16 protein-coding genes are annotated in these 18790 nt (G+C 44.2%); 10 read left to right on the forward strand and 6 right to left on the reverse strand.

Annotated elements, in window-relative coordinates; all coding sequences use genetic code 11:
- Positions 1 to 190 precede the first annotated feature (190 nt).
- The 6 genes from AACT52_RS40375 (at position 191) to AACT52_RS40400 (ending at position 7860) form a co-directional block, all read left to right on the forward strand.
- On the forward strand, positions 191 to 1708 hold the full coding sequence (locus AACT52_RS40375) for a thioredoxin-like domain-containing protein (protein WP_073635726.1): 1518 nt from the start codon (positions 191 to 193) through the stop codon (positions 1706 to 1708).
- A 386-nt stretch (positions 1709 to 2094) separates the two neighbouring features.
- On the forward strand, positions 2095 to 2517 hold the full coding sequence (locus AACT52_RS40380; protein WP_073635727.1) for a KGK domain-containing protein: 423 nt from the start codon (positions 2095 to 2097) through the stop codon (positions 2515 to 2517).
- Between the two features lie 51 nt (positions 2518 to 2568).
- Complete coding sequence (locus tag AACT52_RS40385; protein WP_073635728.1) at positions 2569 to 2910, forward strand: DUF952 domain-containing protein; 342 nt, start codon at positions 2569 to 2571, stop codon at positions 2908 to 2910.
- Positions 2911 to 3115: 205 nt separating this feature from the next.
- Entirely contained in the window at positions 3116 to 6175 is a 3060-nt protein-coding gene (locus tag AACT52_RS40390; RefSeq protein WP_073635729.1) for a hybrid sensor histidine kinase/response regulator, read from the forward strand.
- A 90-nt stretch (positions 6176 to 6265) separates the two neighbouring features.
- A complete protein-coding gene (locus AACT52_RS40395; RefSeq protein WP_073635730.1) occupies positions 6266 to 6454 on the forward strand; it encodes a DUF4089 domain-containing protein in 189 nt (62 codons plus the stop codon).
- Positions 6451 to 7860, forward strand: coding sequence for an AtzE family amidohydrolase (locus AACT52_RS40400; RefSeq protein ID WP_073635731.1), 1410 nt, complete (start codon positions 6451 to 6453; stop codon positions 7858 to 7860). Before AACT52_RS40395 ends, AACT52_RS40400 begins: the two co-directional genes overlap by 4 nt.
- Before the next feature lie 86 nt (positions 7861 to 7946).
- Here AACT52_RS40400 and AACT52_RS40405 read toward each other — a convergent pair whose 3' ends face one another.
- The gene (locus AACT52_RS40405; protein WP_073635732.1) at positions 7947 to 8630 is read right to left on the reverse strand and encodes a response regulator transcription factor; all 684 of its coding nucleotides are present in this window, start codon (positions 8628 to 8630) and stop codon (positions 7947 to 7949) included.
- A gap of 1639 nt (positions 8631 to 10269) precedes the next feature.
- On the opposite strand from AACT52_RS40405, the gene AACT52_RS40410 reads away from it, so the two are divergent.
- Positions 10270 to 10617, forward strand: a complete 348-nt coding sequence (locus AACT52_RS40410) for a YbaB/EbfC family nucleoid-associated protein (RefSeq protein WP_073635734.1) — start codon at positions 10270 to 10272, stop codon at positions 10615 to 10617.
- Between the two features lie 85 nt (positions 10618 to 10702).
- Positions 10703 to 11188: a low molecular weight protein-tyrosine-phosphatase gene (locus AACT52_RS40415; RefSeq protein WP_073635735.1), complete on the forward strand. Its 486-nt coding sequence runs from the start codon at positions 10703 to 10705 to the stop codon at positions 11186 to 11188.
- A gap of 118 nt (positions 11189 to 11306) precedes the next feature.
- On the opposite strand, the gene murB is transcribed toward AACT52_RS40415, so the two are convergent.
- A complete protein-coding gene (gene murB, locus AACT52_RS40420) occupies positions 11307 to 12308 on the reverse strand; it encodes a UDP-N-acetylmuramate dehydrogenase (protein ID WP_073635736.1) in 1002 nt (333 codons plus the stop codon).
- A gap of 158 nt (positions 12309 to 12466) precedes the next feature.
- Positions 12467 to 13927: a UDP-N-acetylmuramate--L-alanine ligase gene (murC, locus tag AACT52_RS40425; RefSeq protein ID WP_073635737.1), complete on the reverse strand. Its 1461-nt coding sequence runs from the start codon at positions 13925 to 13927 to the stop codon at positions 12467 to 12469.
- Positions 13928 to 14266: 339 nt separating this feature from the next.
- Here murC and nadD point away from each other — a divergent pair, with 339 nt between their 5' ends.
- The gene (gene nadD, locus AACT52_RS40430) at positions 14267 to 14932 is read left to right on the forward strand and encodes a nicotinate (nicotinamide) nucleotide adenylyltransferase (protein WP_073635738.1); all 666 of its coding nucleotides are present in this window, start codon (positions 14267 to 14269) and stop codon (positions 14930 to 14932) included.
- A gap of 124 nt (positions 14933 to 15056) precedes the next feature.
- Positions 15057 to 16073, forward strand: a complete 1017-nt coding sequence (locus AACT52_RS40435; RefSeq protein ID WP_073635739.1) for a type I glyceraldehyde-3-phosphate dehydrogenase — start codon at positions 15057 to 15059, stop codon at positions 16071 to 16073.
- Positions 16074 to 16117: 44 nt separating this feature from the next.
- Here AACT52_RS40435 and thiL read toward each other — a convergent pair whose 3' ends face one another.
- From thiL to AACT52_RS40450, 3 genes are all read right to left on the reverse strand, one after another.
- The gene (gene thiL, locus AACT52_RS40440; protein ID WP_073635740.1) at positions 16118 to 17158 is read right to left on the reverse strand and encodes a thiamine-phosphate kinase; all 1041 of its coding nucleotides are present in this window, start codon (positions 17156 to 17158) and stop codon (positions 16118 to 16120) included.
- The gene (locus AACT52_RS40445; protein ID WP_073635753.1) at positions 17155 to 18339 is read right to left on the reverse strand and encodes an LL-diaminopimelate aminotransferase; all 1185 of its coding nucleotides are present in this window, start codon (positions 18337 to 18339) and stop codon (positions 17155 to 17157) included. The genes thiL and AACT52_RS40445 overlap by 4 nt, the downstream gene beginning before the upstream one ends.
- Before the next feature lie 71 nt (positions 18340 to 18410).
- A complete protein-coding gene (locus AACT52_RS40450; protein WP_073635741.1) occupies positions 18411 to 18746 on the reverse strand; it encodes a thioredoxin family protein in 336 nt (111 codons plus the stop codon).
- Between the last annotated feature and the right edge of the window lie 44 nt (positions 18747 to 18790).

Below are 18790 nucleotides of genomic sequence, written 5' to 3' on the forward strand. Positions count from 1 at the left end.
AACGTCGCCAACACAGAAAGTTAATTTTAGGGATATTGAATCCCATAAAATTAACCTGGGGGAGTCCATGTATCCCACGCCTCCCTTACGGGTAGGGTGTGGGTCTTATAGCTCCCCCAAGCCCCCTCAAAAGATAAGTTTATAAATAATCTAAAACAGTAGTTTTTGAATTTTGAATTTTGAATTGTGTATGACTCCCCGCGTTAGAGCGCCAGAACTCCCACAAAATAACCCTTGGTTCAACACCGAAAAACCCTTGTCTCTTCAACAACTTAAGGGCAGAGTTGTGATTTTGGACTTTTGGACATACTGTTGTATCAATTGCTTGCACATTCTGCCAACGCTGAAATATCTCGAACAAAAATATAAAGATAGCCTTACAGTTATCGGCGTACATAGTGCCAAATTTGACAATGAAAAAGAAACCGAAAACATCCGCCAAGCTATCCTACGGTACGATATCGAACATGCAGTTTTAGTTGATAGTGGTTTTAGAGTTTGGGAAGAGTATACTGTACGTGCTTGGCCTACTTTAATGGTGATAGATCCACAGGGTTATGTAGTTGGTTATGTGTCTGGTGAAGGCGATCGCAATGTTTTAGACGAACTGATTCAAAAGTTAATCAGCCAACACCAAGAAAAAGGTACCATCAATTTCCAAGAACTCAGCCTCACCTTAGAGAAACAGCGAAAACCATTAATCACACCTTTAGCTTTTCCTGGTAAAGTCCTGGCGACACAAGCAGGTTTGTTCATTGCTGATTCCGGACATCACCGTATTGTCATCAGTAGTTTAGATGGGGAAATCATACATTTAATTGGCACTGGACAATCTGGATTAACTGATGGTTCGTTTGACGAAGCGCAGTTTTTCGCACCGCAAGGAATGGCATTTGATGAAGAAAATCAAATTTTATACGTTGCGGATACAGAAAATCATGCTCTGCGGCGAGTTGATTTGAAACGCCAAGTGGTGGAAACCATTGCAGGAACGGGTGAACAAAGCCGTAATATCCGTCCTCACAGTGGTGCTGCAAGAGAAACAATGCTGAATTCTCCTTGGGATTTACAGCTATGGGGAAATAGCTTGTTTATTGCGATCGCTGGTTCTCACCAAATTTGGGAACTGGATCTAGAAACTAACATTGTGAAAACTTATGCTGGTATGGGAGCAGAAGCTTGTATAGATGGCGAACTCAGCGAGTCTGCTTTTGCCCAGCCTAGCGGTATCACTACTGATGGACAAGAATTATACATTGCCGATAGTGAAGTTAGCTCAATACGTGCTGTGGGGCTGATTGAACCGCGACAAGTGAGAACGGTTTGCGGTAGCGGTGATTTGTTTGGCTTTGGTGACGTTGATGGACAAGGTTTCGATGTGAGGTTACAGCATTGCTTGGGGGTAGAATATGCCCAGAATAACCTGTGGATAGCAGATACTTACAACCACAAAATTAAACTTGTTAACCCTCACACTGGCAATTGTCAAACAGTCTTAGGTGATGGTTCGGTTGGTTTACAAGACGGACAAGGTAAAAATACCCGATTTTCTGAACCTTCCGGGTTGAGTGTGATGGGTTCTCTGTTATTTATTGCTGATACAAATAACCACGCTATCCGCCGGCTAGATTTGGATACGCTAACAGTGACAACACTTCAATTTCCAAATTTGTGCGCCCCAGATGTATGTATTCCACATGAATCCTAAATTCGTAGTGAGGACTTTAGTCCTCTTCCTCTAAAGCAAGGACTAAAGCCGTTCTTACTGAAAAAAGACACAGATCCCCGACTTCTTAGAGAAGTCGGGGATCTTCTTTTTCACAAATGATTTCGGATTGCTATATAAGTCAAATTTTTGAAGATGAAACCACAGATACACATAGATAAATTATCTCTGATTATCCCCGTAGACCCGCGTGCATCTGCAGTTTGAGTGTTACTTTCATAACCATCGATAAAAGTCAGAAGTTTCTAGCGTTTCTCTTATCAATATTTTCACTGGGTTGATGTCAGCAATTTGGCAGAATCTGCTATGAAGTGAGGCTAAATTATGAGGTATACATAACTGACTCAACGACTGAAACTGGCATTAATATGAATGAAAAATTTACACCACTAGAATGTGATGATGATGTCATACTCCTGGAAAAAGATTCTTTTATGGTCAGTAGATTAAAAGAGTTGATTGAGGAAGAAATTAGAAATAAATTGCAGCAGCATATTTATGAATACACAAGTTTATATCCTGGGGTTTCAATGCTGGAATTTTTAAGTAAACTATCTATTGGTCAAAAAAAGATAAATTTAAAGGAAATTCAACACAATTATGTTACAGAATGTCAGCTTCTAAAAGTTGGTGGTCATTGCTGGCAGAAAGGAAAGCTGAAAATTCAGATATGTACATCATCAGTCACTCCTTATCATAATCAACTCTATTTAGAATTTTGTCCTGAGCAACCTGTTGAACATGACTTTATTCTCGATGAGATTTGTAAAATTGTCCAATCTGATAAATAATGAATAGGGTGGGTACTGCCCACCTTAGGAAAGTATATTAAAAAAATCTCAATGAACACTATCTTACATATCACCCAACACGAACAATGGGAACAAGCAAAACTCGTAAAAACATATCGCGGTGATACCCTCGACTCTGAAGGCTTTATCCACTGTTCCACTCCAACACAACTCATCAAAGTTGCAAATACCTTCTTTCACAATCAAAAGGGATTAGTACTTCTTTATATCGACTATGATAAAGTGAAAGCTGAAATTCGCTATGAAGGAGTTGAGGAGAACGAACTATTTCCTCACATTTATGGTGCTTTGAATATTGATGCTGTCTTTAAGGTCATTGATTTTGAACACGGTGAAGATGGCTTGTTTGAATTCCCTCATGAAATAGAATAAATACTAGGAGATAGCGGCTGAAGTCCTTGCAACTTGAAAAGGTCGAAAACGTAGGTCTCAAAGTTGGTTTGTAGCAGAATTAAGTGGAGCGAACCGAACACAATAAAATCAAAAAATAACTCTTAAGGTAAATGTGAAAATCAGATATCTGTTGTAAATTAAACAAAGTTAGAGCTAGCTACTAAAGACAACAATCAACAATTAAATGCTAAAAGTTACCCGCTCTCGGCTACAGCAATACAGCGTTGCTGGACTCTGTGTTGGTGTGGCGCTAGTACTTATGCTGGCGCTAGATCCTTGGCTTGCCATGACTAAAACGCCTTTTTTACTGTTTTTTGGGGCGGTGATGGTGAGTGCATGGTACAAAGGCGTGAGAGCGGGGCTACTATCTACCTTCCTGTCTGTTCTGATTAGCGACTATTTCTTTATACAGCCAATTTATTCGCTGGCGCTCGATCTGCCCAACACTATGAGGCTCGTCCTGTTCGCACTTCAGGGAATCCTCTTTAGTGTGCTATGTGAGGCGTTACGAACTGCGAAGCGACGGGCTGAAGTGAGCTTAGAAAGGTTACAAGCGGCTGAAGTACGGTATCGTCACATTGTGGAGACGGCGGGTGAAGGAATCTGGTTATTTGATGGTCAGTTGCGTACGGAGTATGTTAATCCGCAATTGGCGCAGATGTTGGGCTATAGCGTGGAGGAAATGCTGCAGCGTCCGATTTTCGACTTTATGGATCAAGTAGCTCAGGTGGAAGCACAGCGGTACATAGCCCGACTGAAGCAGGGGATGAAACAGCGATTCGACTTTCGGTTTCGGTGTCGGGATGGCTCTAATTTATGGACGCTGGTTTCAACGACTCCAATATTGGGTGAATCGGGAGAATTTCAAGGCGGACTCGCTATGGTGAGCAACCTGACTGAGCGCAAGCAGATTGAAAAGTCGCTACAAGTCAGAGAGGAACAGTTGCGGTTGTTTGTCGAGCATGCGCCGGCAGCTATTGCCATGCTTGACAACCAGATGCGATATCTTCTTGTGAGCCAACGATGGCTGACCGATTTACAGTTGAATGAGCAAGATATTATCGGTCGCTCTCATTACGAAGTCTTTCCCGAAATTCCTGACTCTTGGCGAGAAATTCATGCTTCGTGTTTGGCTGGGGAGGTTCGCAAATGCGACAAAGAACTATTCCCCCGTGCTGATGGCTCAATCGATTGGGTGAAATGGGAAATCCATCCTTGGCGAAACCGTGCTGATGAAATTGGTGGCATCATTATTTTTACAGAGGTGATCACAGAGCGTGTACAGGCAGAAAAAGCTCTGCAAGCGGCTAACAACCGCATCACGAGGATTCTGGAAAGCATAACAGAAGCGTTTGTTGCCTTTGATCGTGAGTGGCGCTACACCTACGTGAATCAGGAAGCTGCACGGCTTTTGCAAAAACCACCTGAAGAACTGCTTGGTAAGCAGTTATGGAATGTTTATCCGGAGTTAATCGGCAATACTTTTTATCAACAAGCTCATCGAGCGATCGCCCAACAAGTTCCCATTGAGTTGGAGGAGTTCAGCGAGGTATTACACTGCTGGCTGGAAATTAGGGTGTATCCTAGCGCTGAAGGGCTTGCAGTTTACTTTCGCGATGTGACTGAACGGAAACGGGCGCAGTCAGCACTTCAACAAAGCGAAGCCAAGTTTAGACGCTTTTTTGAGTCTAATATCGTGGGAGTTGCTTTCTGGAATGTAGACGGCTTCATCACTGATGCCAACGATGCCTACCTGCGTCTTGTTGGCTACAGCCGTCAGGAGTTTAATGCGCTAAGCAAAATTAACTGGCGCTCACTGACTCCACCAGAATACAAGGATCTGGATGACCGCGCGATAGAGGAAACCTTTGCCACCGGAGTTTCCAGTATTTACGAGAAGGAGTACGTCCAACGAGACGGTACACGGGTGCCAATTGTCTTAGGTGTAGCCTTGATGGACAATTCCCAAGTTAATGGAGTCGCATTTGTGCTGGACATGAGCGAACGCAAAAAAGCAGAACTTGAGCGCGATCGCCTGTTACTGGCTGAGCAAAAAGCGCGGGCGACAGCAGAAGCGGCAAATCGGATGAAGGATGAGTTCCTTGCCGTTCTTTCCCATGAGTTGCGATCGCCCCTCAATGCGATGCTTGGTTGGCTGACTCTGTTGCGTACCAGGAAGTTTGACGAAGCAGGCACAGCCCGTGCGCTGGAAACCGTTGAACGCAATGCCAGGGCACAAGCACAACTGGTTGAAGATTTACTCGATGTTTCCCGCATCATCCAAGGGAAACTACGCCTGAACGTTCGTGCGGTGGATCTATTGTCGGTAATTGAAGCAGCAATTGATACAGTAAGTCCTGCTGCTCTGGCAAAAAACATCCGACTTCAACCTGTACTTGATCCTGCTGCTGGACCAGTTTTTGGCGATTCTGACCGCTTGCAGCAAGTTGTTTGGAACCTGCTGTCAAATGCCGTGAAGTTTACACCCAAAGGTGGACGGGTACAGATTCGCTTGGAACGCGTCCAATCTTATGTGGAAATTGTTGTGGCGGATACAGGTCAGGGAATAAGCCCTGAGTTTCTTCCTTATGTTTTTGACCGCTTCCGTCAGGCTGATAGCTCAATGGCTCGTTCTTTTGGCGGTTTGGGATTGGGGTTATCGATTGTGCGTCACCTCGTTGACTTGCATGGTGGTTCAGTTCATGTCGCAAGTCCGGGGGAAGGACAGGGAACAACGTTTACTGTGAAGCTACCGATAAGTCCTGTCAGCATCAAGATAGAAGAATCGGAACGGGTACATCCTACCGTAGGGGGTTCCTTACCGTTCGATTGCACTCCCAGACTGGATGGTCTGCGAATATTAGTAGTGGATGATGAAGTGGATGCTCGTGAGTTGCTGATTCAAATTCTTGTAGAATGTGGATCTGAAGTTGTGGCAGTGGCAACTGCAGATGAGGTGATAGCGGCGTTGAAAGAGCAAACGTCTGACTTACGCTTTGACATTCTCATTAGTGATATTGGTATGCCAGTACAGGATGGCTACGTGCTGCTGCAACGGGTGCGTTCGCTTGAATCAAATCAAGGTGGACGGATTCCGGCTGTTGCACTAACTGCTTATGCTAGGGCAGAGGATCGCAAGGCAGCTCTTTTAGCAGGCTTCCAATCTCATATTGCCAAACCTGTGGAACCGGGAGAACTGATTGCGGTGATTGCAAATCAGACTGGGCGGACTGTAGGGAATTAACGAACCGCCAAGACGAGCCAGCGCCGTGGGCGGGTTCCCCGACTTGAGGCGACTGGCCTCGCCAAGACGCCAAGGAAAAGAGGAGGAGAGATGGAAGATAAGGGGTTTGATGTGGGGGAGTATGTGGATTTGATGGCTTTGTTGTTGGATCTGCAATTGAGGGATGAGTATCGAGATGGGGTGGTGGCAAATTTTGAGAGAATTAAGGCGATCGCCCAAGTTGTGAATGAGTTTCCCTTACCAGAAGAGATTGAAGCTGCCCCTACGTTTGAACCATGAATTTAGAACAAGCTGATGCTGTGGCAATAGCGACGGCTGTGCAAGAAGGTAAAGTGAGTGCGGTGGAAGTTGCCAAAGCTGCTTTACAAAGAATTGCCGCCAGAGATAATGAACTCAATTGTTTTACAACTGTGACTGCTGAAACTGCTTTGGCAGATGCAGAAAAAATTGATGGGGAAATTGCCCAAGGTAAAAATCCTGGTTCTTTAGCTGGCGTCCCTTTTGCTGTCAAAAACCTTTTCGATATCGCTGGTTTAACAACGCTTGCAGGTGCAAAAATCAACGCTGAAAACCCTCCAGCAACTGAAGATGCAACAGCAGTCGCAAGGCTGAAACAAGCGGGAGCAGTTCTTGTAGGCGCTTTAAATATGGATGAATACGCCTATGGGTTCGTGACAGAAAACTCACATTATGGTGCTAGCCATAATCCCCATGATTTAAAGCGGGTTGCTGGTGGTTCATCGGGTGGTTCGTCGGCGGCGATCGCAGCGGGTTTGGTTCCGTTGACGTTGGGTTCTGATACGAATGGTTCGATTCGCGTCCCTGCGGCTTTGTGTGGTGTTTTTGGTTTGAAACCCACTTATGGGCGGTTGTCTCGTGCTGGAGTAGCATTATTTTCCAGCAGTTTAGACCACATTGGACCCTTTGCCCGTTCGGTGCGGGATATTGCTACCGCGTTTGATGTGCTTCAGGGAGAAGATGAACGAGATCCAGTTTGTACAAAACGCCCTCCTGTAGAGACGCAACCTGGCGCGTCTGTAGAAAATCAGGGCGCGTCTGTAGAAAATATCGATGGTATAAGAATTGCCATTGCAGGTGATTATTTTACAAAAGGCGCAAGTCCTGAAGCATTGGAAGCAGTACAAAGAGTTGCTGATGCTTTGGATGTAACCGAGTATGTCACAATACCTGAAGCACATCGCGCCCGTGCAGCAGCGTTTGTGATTACAGCTTGTGAAGGGGCGAATTTACATTTCGAGAAATTGCGATCGCGCCCCCAAGATTTTGATCCCGCAACACGCGATCGCTTTCTTGCTGGTACCTTAATACCGAGTAACTGGTACATTCAGGCACAACGTTTTAGAAGATGGTATAGAGATAGAGTCACAGAAATCTTTCAAAAGGTAGATGTTATTCTTGCCCCAACCACACCAATTTCTGCACCGTTGATTGGTCAACAAACGATGGTTTTAGATGGTCAGGAAATTCTCGTTCGTCCCCATCTAGGGTTATTTACTCAACCATTATCTTTTATCGGCTTGCCTGTGTTGTCAGTCCCAATTCAACGTCTAAATGCTCTACCTTTAGGCGTACAGTTGATAGCTGCACCGTACAATGAAGCGGTGATATTACGAGTTGCTTCAGTGTTGGAGGCTAAGGGTGTAGTATCAGCACCAGTTGTGTAATAGAATACTTGCGTAAACCCTTGCTAATAAATGCTGCGAAGGATTAGAGGTTAGTTTGGAGTGAGGGAAAATAGGACTTTTGATTGCTATTCCACCAAACCATGCTTAATCGCAAACCGGACTAATTCTGCTCGATTGTTGGTTTCTGTTTTTCTCAATAAACTGCTAACATACTTTTCCACAGTCCGAGGACTCAGGTGCAACTGCTGACCCATTTCAGCATTAGAAAGACCATGAGTCAAAAGTTCTAAGACTTCCTGCTCTCTTGAGGTCAACTCAGAGAACATCTGGGATTTTTGAATATCAGTTAACTGGGAGTGATGGGCACCCAACGATTTTGTTGGGGCGGGAGTCCCCCAATTTTCTTGATGAGAAAAACCGTACTGTGATTGAATAATTTGTGCTCGCTCCAAAAGATTGCGAATTGCTGCGGCTAACTCTTCCAGTTCAAAAGGCTTGGGCAAGTACAAATCGCATCCTGACTGGTAGCCTAGGATTCTTTCCTGGGTCTTAGTTCGCGCTGTTAGCAATATAACAGGCAACAAACGGAACTCAGGCTGTTGACGCACCCGCCGTACTAATTCATATCCGTTCATTCGTGGCATGACGATATCAGTGACCATCAAATCAGGATGGTACTCCTCCACCATCGCCAAAGCCTCTTGTCCATCATCAGCTGTGATTACTGAATAGCCAGACAGCTCAAGATAATCGCTGATAGACAGACGAGTGCCCAGGTCGTCATCCACTACAAGGATCGTCAAGGGCATGGACAGTACACCCCTAGCATTTTTTACTAAGAAGTTTGCTTCTGTAAGCACTATAGGTAAACACAGGTAAGAATAGTACTCTTATGTTTCATACTATGACAGGATTACCAGATGATAACTCCACTCATAGTTAATTTATAAAATCAATCTTAAATCCCTATTTAAGGTTAACAATGTTAAACTTACTATCAACCGACTACACTTTAACGTTGCATCTCTCTGTATAAAAAATTACATTTTTACATGAGAGTAGTGTTGAATAAAATCTGAGTTGAAAAAAATTTAGTACCTTATGGTGGGAATAATCCGACGGTTAAAAACCCACAAAAAGCTAATGTTGTTAGCATTTGCATCTTTAGCATAGCTGGCGATCGCATACCTGCCTTCTTGTACTAGATATATAGCTTTGGAAAAAAATCAAACATTTGACTAATCAGAAACGATAAAAATCTATTCCTTGCCGCTTTGAATGTTGTACCTAAGAGGTACTTCACTCTGATGAGAGTTTTTTCCTTGGCTTGCAAACTAACTATAACTAATATCTCTCTATAACTCTCTTGTTTACTACCGTCTATAGTCATATTTTGTATTTTTCCAGCAACCGTGTTCAACTTTATCTACTTAATAGACTTTTGATATGTTTGTGTATGCTTGGGCATGGGGTAAAGCCATAAAAGCTTTATGTCTCTCATATCATCAGCGTTGTGTGAGCAAGACTCACCTTAGTTTTACCACACCATAACAGTTGCCATCAAAATCCATCGATAGACAACGCTACTTGATTCTGATTAGACTATCCTTTAGCAAATAGGAACTCAGCACATTGGCTCCTGCACGAGTTGCAGATGTAGTTGCGCTACCTTATGCGATTGCTGTTGTTACTTGTAATTGGTAGATTCACGTCCAATAAGGCTTGACTACATTACGCGTAGCGCAATTTTTATTTGATAGGCAGCCCCTGAGAATAAACTCATGAAGCCACATTAAATAAAGTGTAGCGTTGCCATACGGATTTTACCCAATGCCCGCGATCGCTTTGCCAAGACCTAGAATAATAATATACAGAATTAATATAAGTTATTGAAAATTTCGGTATCAATCAATGCCAAGCTCTTGTTAAAAAAATGTCACACTTAGACGATGAAGCTGTACTAAAAAGTTTAAACTTTATGATGGGAGGGTGTAAGTTTATGGGTTGCTTGGAAAAGCTACAAGATTATTCGAGGTGAAGTTTAGTTGATTTCATCAGCAAATCAAAGCAAACTAAGGATAAATACTCATTTGTTCTGTGAGAAGAAATTTGTGCTTGGCAACTTGTCCCCATATTTAAGGATAGGTGTGTTATCGTCTCAGCAAAATGAGAAAAGAGTGATATCCTTTTTATGTTATGTCAGACTGGAAAAACTTTCATAGGTAAAACTTTTATATTCTAAGGGTTTGAGAGTATTTGTCAATTCTCAAACGACAAAACTCTCCAGAAGCTGTAATCTATATAAAGCAAGCGTTGTGAATTTTGCCTGCTGCGAAAGTGACACGCAAAGGGCTGGAAAGTGTAACATGAGTAAAACGCAAGCATTTGACCCACCACATCTATAATTGAATTTGATTTGTTATTCAAAGCACACGTGGACAATAGATTATGACAGGAAAAGGACAGGGATTTGGTTTTGGCTTGGGAAAAATGAAAGAACTGGCTGACGCCTTTAAAAAAGCGCAGCAAGTTCAAGAAGGCGCAAAGCGACTCCAAGAAGAATTGGAGCAAATGGAGATTCTAGGAGAGGCTGGCGGTGGTTTAGTTAAGGTCGTTGTTAGCGGTAACCAAGAACCCCGGCGAGTGGAAATCTCTCCTGATGCTTTAAACGAAGGAGCAGAAGTCCTTTCTGATCTCGTAACAGCAGCAATGAAAGACGCCTATAACAAGTCCACTACAGCAATGCGCGAACGCATGGAAGAATTGACCAGTGGGCTGGAGCTTCCAGGATTTTAGTCAACACTCAAGAGTCAAGAGTCAAAATTGCTTAAACTCTAGACTGTAGGCTGTTGACTATGGACGAATGGGAAGCGCAATACATATGCCTTACAAGCTGCTGTTTGTCTGCCTAGGGAACATCTGCCGCTCGCCAGCGGCAGAAAACATTATGAACTATCTGATCGAGCAGGGTGGATTGAGCGAACGCATTGTCTGCGACTCTGCTGGAACATCCAGTTATCACATTGGTAGCCCACCTGACTCACGTATGAGTGCTGCAGCGTTTCAAAAACTGCAAATAAAATTACGTGGTCAAGCACGCCAATTCCAAAAGTCTGACTTTGAGAACTTTGATTTGATTTTGGCGATGGATCGAGAGAATTATCAGAACATCCTGTATCTTGATCCAACGGGAAAATATAACCAGAAAGTACAGTTAATATGTGATTTCTGCTCTAGGCACAATCTCAAGGAAGTTCCAGACCCTTACTATGGTGGGACAAAGGGATTTGATCTGGTTATTGACCTACTCGTTGATGGTTGTGAAGGTCTGCTGAAACAGCTTAAGCGCGAGCAATCGGACTTCTAAGAGTCTTAAACCGCTCAAGCAAAAAAAGCTATTCCTTATCTTCCCCCCGTAAACGGGGGGATGCAAGGAAGGGTGTTGTGGAAATTGTGAATAATTAATTAACAGAACCTGATATTATTCAAGAAGCAGGTTGAAACTCTCCCATCATTTTTACTTCTGGTTCTAACACAACAGACCAACGTTCTTGTACCTGATGTTGGACATGACGGATGAGATTGAAAATATCCCAAGCGCTAGCCCCACCACAGTTGACGATAAAATTAGCATGGCGTTGTGCAACTTGCGCTTTGCCAATTTGGTAGCCTTTCAAACCCGTTTGTTCAATTAACCAGCCGGCGGCGTAAGGTTTCGGATTACGGAAGACGCTGCCACAACTGGGCAGGTGATAAGGTTGAGTGTTGAGTCGATGCTGTTTGTGCTGTTTGGTAGCTGCCAAAACTTGGGCTGGATCTGCCCCGGGTTGAAGTTGAAAAGTGGCTTGGGTGACGATGCGATCGCTTCCTTGCAGATTCGAGGTGCGGTATTTGTAGCTCAACTGTTCTTTGCTAACAGTTTCCAAAGTACCATTAGGTAAAAGTACCTCAGCACTGACTAATATATCTGCGATACAACTATTATGTGCTCCTGCATTCATCACTACAGCACCCCCAATCGTTCCAGGGATACCAACAGCCCACTCGAATCCTTGCCATCCTTGCTCTGCGGCTTGCCATGCAATAGCTGGTATTGGTTCTCCTGCTGCTACAGTTAGTTGACCTGTTTGGGGATCGAAATGGCTATGGCGCAGATGGCGAGTCACAATCACTAAACCTGATATCCCACAATCACTTACAAGCAAGTTAGAACCTGAGCCTAGTATCGTTACTGCTAATTCATGTACTTTTGCATACTGAATACTGGCTTGCATCGCCTCTAGATTTCGAGGAGCAACACACCACTGAGCAGGTCCACCAACCCTGTAAGAAGTATATGTTGCCAGAGAGACTTGGGATTTAATAACGCAATCAGTACCGGGTAAATAAATTTCCTTAGTTTCGATGGAATTATTAGATGTTAGCTGTCTGGTGTTTGTCATGCCAGAAACTTTGCAGACATTAGCAACTGCCTGGGAGATAGTCATATTTTCTAGAATGAGCTAAATTTTGATGTTTATATGTATGCCGTAAAAATACGACAACAGCGAGAAGCAATGTAACTATTGCTAGACGGACACTATGCGATTGAGGGAAATAATCTTGCATAAAGCAGAACTCCCTCTTATTGCGTAAGTCATCTTCTTTAGGAAGTTGCTTGAACTGGCGGGCATAGTGTCGCCATGACTTCGGGAATCACTTGATTGAGATTCCCAGCTCCTAAAAACAGTGCTAAGTCTCCACGGTGCAGAGTTTGCTGCAAGTACTTGCTAACTAAGGCTATTGGTTGGTATATCACCTGTGAGTGCTGCTTAGCCACCTCACTAGCTAGTTTTTCACCACTGACTTGCCCGAGATCTGGCTCGCCTGCACTATAAATGTCAGTGAGGACAACTAAATCAGCATGACTAAACGATTGAGCAAATTCCTCCAGAAAGGTGAGTGTGCGGCTATAGCGATGCGGTTGGAAAATGGCAACGACTCTCTGGTGTGATCTTGCCTGTAGGCGTGCAGCAGCGAGAGTAGCGCGAATTTCACTCGGGTGATGGGCGTAGTCGTCAATAAAAGTGATGCCATTAGCTTCACCCCGAAATTCAAAACGTCGTCTTGCGCCTTCAAAGCTAGCAAGACCCTTTGCAATTTCTCCAAATTCTAACCCCAATATCCGACCAACCGCCACTGCTGATAAAGCATTGCTGAGGTTGTGCTTACTTAGTAAGCGCAAATTTAACACGCCCAGAGCCTTACCTCTTTCCCAAACAAGAGCTGTGGTGCCATCGGCTCTATAGTCTACGTTGGTGACGCTGTAATCAGCGCCAGTATCAGGATACAAGCTGTAGGTAATCGTGGGTTGTAAGCGATCGCGTACCGTCGCGCAATCAATGCTGCCTATCAAAGTTTTACAGCCCTTGGCAAATGTCTGAAAAGTTTGAACCACTTCCTCTAACGTGTCGTAGTGGTCGGGATGATCTAATTCTATGTTGGTGATAATGCCTATTTCGGGAGTATGTTTGACCAAGGAACCATCTGATTCATCTGCTTCTGCCACCAAGTATCGACTTTGCCCAATTCGGGCATTGCCTGACCAAGCATTAACTTCTCCACCTACTAAAATCGTTGGATCAACACCTGCTTTGAGTAGCATATAGCCAATCATACTACTCGTTGTCGTTTTACCGTGGGTTCCTGCTACAGCAATGCTGTAATATTCAGCGATTAACGCTGCTAGTACATCAGACCGATGAAAAATTGGGCAACCCAATTCTAATGCAGCTTTGTACTCTAAATTAGTTGTGTTAATTGCTGTCGAACAAATTACTTGAGGCAGTTTTGCTTGCTCAAAAGCTGGTAATTCTTCTTGAGTGTTTACTACTATTCCATTAGGCTGAGAAAAAGAACGAAAGAACTCGATATTACTTGCCTCTTGCTTGCCGAAAATATGAGTTCCGATAGATTCTAATTGTCGGGTAATCTGGTTTAGACGAATGTCCGATCCTGATACTGGCAAATTGCGCTTTGCTAGCACATACGCTAGAGCAGACATACCTATGCCGCCAATACCAATGAAATGGAACGGTCTACCGCTAAAGTCTACAGTATTGTTCATTTATTTTTCCTCTATCACCACACCACAGAATCATCCTAAATGACACGCGTATCATAACAGGAATTCAATTTTTACCGATACCACCTCTGTATCCTTTTCACTATTGATAAGTTGAGTTTTTCGCTCTTGTTTTTTCATTCAAATCGATTTTACCCTTGTTAGTGATTTTTTCTCTTTATGAACAGATATATTATGTTTATTCGGAATATTTCTCCCAGATCGGGAAACAAATCATTGTAACTGAAAATACATATTTTTGGGTCATTTGCTAGAACTTGCTACAATGGTAAACTGCTGGATAAACTTCTTTTCAATTGCATAAAGCTTGGACGTGAGTGGATGCAACGATTGGGAATTTTTGGTGGCACTTTTGATCCAATTCATTGGGGACACCTTGTCTTAGCACAAACAGCATTGCATCAAGTACCTCTAGAACAAGTCATTTGGGTGCCTTCACAAAATCCTCCTCATAAACAGGCGGCTTTATTTGAACATCGAGTCGAGATGGTGCAACGAGCGATCGCAGACAACCCGGGGTTTACTGTATCACTAGTTGAGAAAAGTCGTGGAGCTTCTTATGCGATCGACACCCTGATTGACTTGTCTGCTGAGTACCCCAATACTCACTGGTACTGGATTGTTGGTTTGGATACATTTCAAACCTTACCTCGTTGGTATCGTGGACAAGAATTAGCACAATTGTGTGATTGGTTAATTGCACCCCGACTACCAGGTGGTGAGAATATAGCTCAAAGTGAGTTAATCTGCAAGGAAGTGGAACAAAAACTGACACAACAGACAGTCAGCATACAGTGGCACTTATTGCATATCCCTTTAGTAGGGCTTTCGTCAAGTCTCATTCGTAACCTTTGCCGCGATGGCGCAGAGCGCCCGCTGAGTCCTCCGGTGCCGCCAGGCTTACGCGAACGCCAATCAATTCGCTACTTAGTTCCAGAATCAGTCAGGCTTTATATTGAGAATCACAACCTGTATACAAACGGGTAGGAAGAAAATATTTATTTTTTTGAGAATCTAACACTTTATAGTTATAAATACTCCCCCCTTTGCGGTATGATCTGGGTCATTAGTAGGATTTTGTAAGGTCTAAATATACAGAGGGCAAGACGCTGTGATTAGAGTTGCAATTAACGGTTTCGGGCGCATCGGGCGTAACTTTGCACGTTGTTGGTTAGGTAGACAAAATAGTAATATCGACCTCGTCGCTATTAATGACACATCCGACCCTAGAACCAACGCTCACCTGCTCAAGTATGACTCGATGCTAGGGAAGTTAAAGAATGATGACATTAGTGCCGATGATAACTCTATCATCGTTAACGGTAAGACCATTAAGTGTGTCTCTGACCGCAACCCAGAAAACTTGCCCTGGAAAGACTGGGAAATTGACTTAATTATTGAAGCAACAGGGGTTTTCACTTCCAAAGAAGGGGCAACGAAGCACATCAACGCTGGTGCTAAGAAGGTGCTGATCACCGCCCCTGGGAAGAACGAAGATGGGACTTTTGTGGTTGGCGTGAATCATCACGACTATGACCACGAAAAACACAACGTCATCAGTAACGCCAGTTGTACAACCAACTGCTTAGCTCCCATTGCTAAGGTGTTGCACGAGAAATTTGGTATTATCAAAGGCACGATGACCACCACTCACAGCTACACTGGTGACCAACGCTTACTAGACGCGTCTCACCGGGATGTGCGGCGGGCACGTGCTGCAGCGATCAACATTGTGCCTACCTCCACTGGTGCAGCAAAAGCTGTAGCGCTGGTACTACCAGCTCTCAAAGGCAAGCTGAATGGTGTGGCGTTGCGCGTACCCACCCCAAACGTTTCGATGGTGGATTTTGTCATACAGGTTGAAAGACCCACTATTACTGAGGAAGTCAACCAAGCCCTTAAAGATGCCTCTCAAGGTGAACTTAAAGGCATTTTGGACTACAGCGAACTACCCCTGGTCTCATCCGATTATCAAGGTACTGATGCCTCTTCCGTTGTCGATGCCAACTTGACGTTTGTCATGGGTGGTGACTTAGTCAAAGTCATGGCTTGGTATGACAACGAGTGGGGCTACAGCCAACGAGTTCTTGACTTGGCAGAGTTAGTCGCCGAAAAATGGGTTAAATAGTCAACAGTCATTAGAGTCTTTGACTAATGACTAATGACTATTGACTAATGATCAAAATGTTGAAATCCCCGACCAAGTTGTAAATCTTGATCGGGGTATTCTTGTGTTGGATCATGCAAAATTACTGTTGACTCAGCTGTAATTGTGCCGACAACAGCCGCGCCGTTGCCTATCTGTTGCACAAAATCATAAGCTGGTTCTTTTGGCAAGCACAGTACTAACTCAAAGTCTTCGCCACCATATAGAGCATATTCCAGTGCTTGTTCTTTTGTCAGCCAGTGATTGAATGCTGTTGGTAAAGGAATTGACATGCGTTCAACGACAGCACCAACACCACTAGCACGGCAAATTTGTACCACAGCATCTGCTAAGCCATCACTGCTATCCATACCAGCTATCCGGATTTGGGATGATAAAGACGCGTCATGGTGGGTCTCTAAAATTTCCCAGAGAATTGGTAAGACATCTAGTCGGGGTTTGGGTCTTTGGTGCGCCTGGATCAATGTTGCGCGATCGCTCTCACTAAGATTTTGCCCTAATTCGGGATGCAGCAGTAATTTTAAGCCAGCCGATGAAGCCCCATGAACACCTGTGACAACTATCGCATCTCCCACTTTCGCGCTGTTGCGGCGAATGACACGTAACGGCGAAACTTGACCAAAAGCGGAAATAGCTATGGTCGTTGTGGGCGATCGCACGATATCACCGCCGACTATTGGGGTATTGTACTGTTGCAGGCATTGTGTCATTCCCTGGTACAATTGCTCTACCCAACTGACGGAAACATCTCCAGGAAGTCCTAGCCCGACAGTAATTCCTAATGGGGAAGCACCCATTGCTGCTAAATCTGACAAATTAGCAGCAGCAGATCGCCAACCCGCATCTTCTCCTGAAGTCGTAATTTCACTGAAATGGACGCTATCAATTAACACATCAGTTGTCACTACCAGAGATTGCCCTGGTTCAGTAGGAACTACAGCAGCATCATCCCCGATAATTTCTGGAGGACAAAAGCGTTGTAATCTTTTTAAAAGACCTTGTTCTCCAATATCTCGAACTTGCAAAGAAGATAACTCACTGTTCACAAAAACTTGGCAATTTTCTCTACAGCGGTTTCTAACACGGGTGTGTCATGCACTAAAGCAAAGCGGACATATCCTTGTCCAGATTTACCAAAACCACCACCGGGTGAGGCGGCTACCCCTGTTTTTTGCACAAGCTGAGTACAAAACTCTACAGAATTTCGACTCCACGGTTCTGGTAACCTTGCCCAAACATACATTGTTGCCTTGGGAGTTGGAACATACCAGCCAATACGATGCAAAGCACCTACAAAGGCATCTCGACGTTGGCGCATGGTTTCGACAGTGGCTGTGACCACATTTTGTGGACCAGTTAAGGCAGCTATAGCCCCGTTTAAAATCCCTCGGTACTGATTAAAATCAATTGCTGCTTTGATTTTACGTAAAGCACGAATCAATTCGGCATTACCGATGGCATAACCAACACGGAAGCCGCCCATATTATATGACTTGGAGAGGGTAAAAAATTCAATTGAGACGCTTTTATCTGGGTCAGCTTGCAAAATCGAGGGAGCAAGGGATTGGTCTTTGCCCTTCCCTGTTTCCTGAAATACCAAATCCACGTAAGGAAAATCGTGAACTAGGACGAGATTGTGTTGCTGACAAAAAGCAACGGCTTCTTTAAAGAAGGATAAAGGTGCGATCGCGGTGGTAGGATTATGAGGATAGCTTAAGACCATCATCCGCGACTGTGCCAAGACAGGTGCGGGAATATCGGCAAAGACTGGTAAAAAATCGTTTTCTGCCAGCAATGGCATTGCGTGAATTTGCCCAGAGGCGAAGTGAACTCCCCCCATATGAGAGGGGTAACCCGGATCAAGCAACAGGGCATAATCACCTGGGTTGAGAACTGCTAGAGGTAAATGAGCCGTACCTTCTTGGGAACCAATCAGGGGCAGTACCTCTGTTTCTGGATTGACGCTAATACCGAATTTTTGCTCATACCACCTGGCGGCGGCTTGGCGAAAGTCTAGGGTACCGTGAAATAGCAAGTAGCCGTGGGTACTTGGGTTGTACAGAGATTGGGCGATCGTCTCGATGACGTGCGCTGGGGGTGGTAGATCCGAAGATCCAAGTGACAAATCAATTAACTCTTGTCCTGCAGCCAAAGCCTTTGCCTTGGCTTTGTCCATATCAAGAAATACATTTGATTGCAGGGGTTGTAAACGCTTGGCAATCTGCATTTTTAGTCCTTTGTCCTTTGTTATAAGTCGTGAGTCATTTGGCAATTGCACAAAGGACTCATGACTCATAACTAATTACTATTTAAATGAGAATCTAACAGGCTGAGGAATTTGTCTTTGCTGATGACTCCTTCAGTGGATACCAAAAGTTTATCTCCTTGAAAGAGTCGCAGGGCTGGTACACCTTCTACCTGGTACTGCTTGACTGTGACCGGGTTAGGATCAACTTCCATTTTTACCACTTTGAGGCGATCGCTGTAGGTAGTGGCTGCCGAGTTTACCAGGGGTGACATCAATTGACAAGGTCCGCACCAGGAAGCCCAAAAGTAAACCAATACCGGTTGATTGGCTTGCAACACTTCCGTTTCAAACTCAGCATCAGTTATGGATATAACACCCTTACTCATGGCTATCTCTATCAGGTGGCATCGTTCATTCGTAGGCACACAAA

This window comes from Scytonema sp. HK-05 (assembly GCF_963872035.1).
GTDB lineage: Bacteria > Cyanobacteriota > Cyanobacteriia > Cyanobacteriales > Nostocaceae > Kalymmatonema.

Coding starts and splice junctions, on each gene's coding strand:
- AACT52_RS40375 (WP_073635726.1), top strand. CDS start 191: ATGACTCCCCGCGTTAGAGCGCCAGAACTCCCACAAAATAACCCTTGG.
- AACT52_RS40405 (WP_073635732.1), bottom strand. CDS start 8,630: ATGCCCTTGACGATCCTTGTAGTGGATGACGACCTGGGCACTCGTCTG.
- AACT52_RS40385 (WP_073635728.1), top strand. CDS start 2,569: ATGAACACTATCTTACATATCACCCAACACGAACAATGGGAACAAGCA.
- AACT52_RS40445 (WP_073635753.1), bottom strand. CDS start 18,339: ATGCAGATTGCCAAGCGTTTACAACCCCTGCAATCAAATGTATTTCTT.
- AACT52_RS40415 (WP_073635735.1), top strand. CDS start 10,703: ATGCCTTACAAGCTGCTGTTTGTCTGCCTAGGGAACATCTGCCGCTCG.
- AACT52_RS40390 (WP_073635729.1), top strand. CDS start 3,116: ATGCTAAAAGTTACCCGCTCTCGGCTACAGCAATACAGCGTTGCTGGA.
- AACT52_RS40450 (WP_073635741.1), bottom strand. CDS start 18,746: ATGAGTAAGGGTGTTATATCCATAACTGATGCTGAGTTTGAAACGGAA.
- murB (WP_073635736.1), bottom strand. CDS start 12,308: ATGACTATCTCCCAGGCAGTTGCTAATGTCTGCAAAGTTTCTGGCATG.
- AACT52_RS40410 (WP_073635734.1), top strand. CDS start 10,270: ATGACAGGAAAAGGACAGGGATTTGGTTTTGGCTTGGGAAAAATGAAA.
- AACT52_RS40400 (WP_073635731.1), top strand. CDS start 6,451: ATGAATTTAGAACAAGCTGATGCTGTGGCAATAGCGACGGCTGTGCAA.
- nadD (WP_073635738.1), top strand. CDS start 14,267: ATGCAACGATTGGGAATTTTTGGTGGCACTTTTGATCCAATTCATTGG.
- murC (WP_073635737.1), bottom strand. CDS start 13,927: ATGAACAATACTGTAGACTTTAGCGGTAGACCGTTCCATTTCATTGGT.
- AACT52_RS40395 (WP_073635730.1), top strand. CDS start 6,266: ATGGAAGATAAGGGGTTTGATGTGGGGGAGTATGTGGATTTGATGGCT.
- AACT52_RS40380 (WP_073635727.1), top strand. CDS start 2,095: ATGAATGAAAAATTTACACCACTAGAATGTGATGATGATGTCATACTC.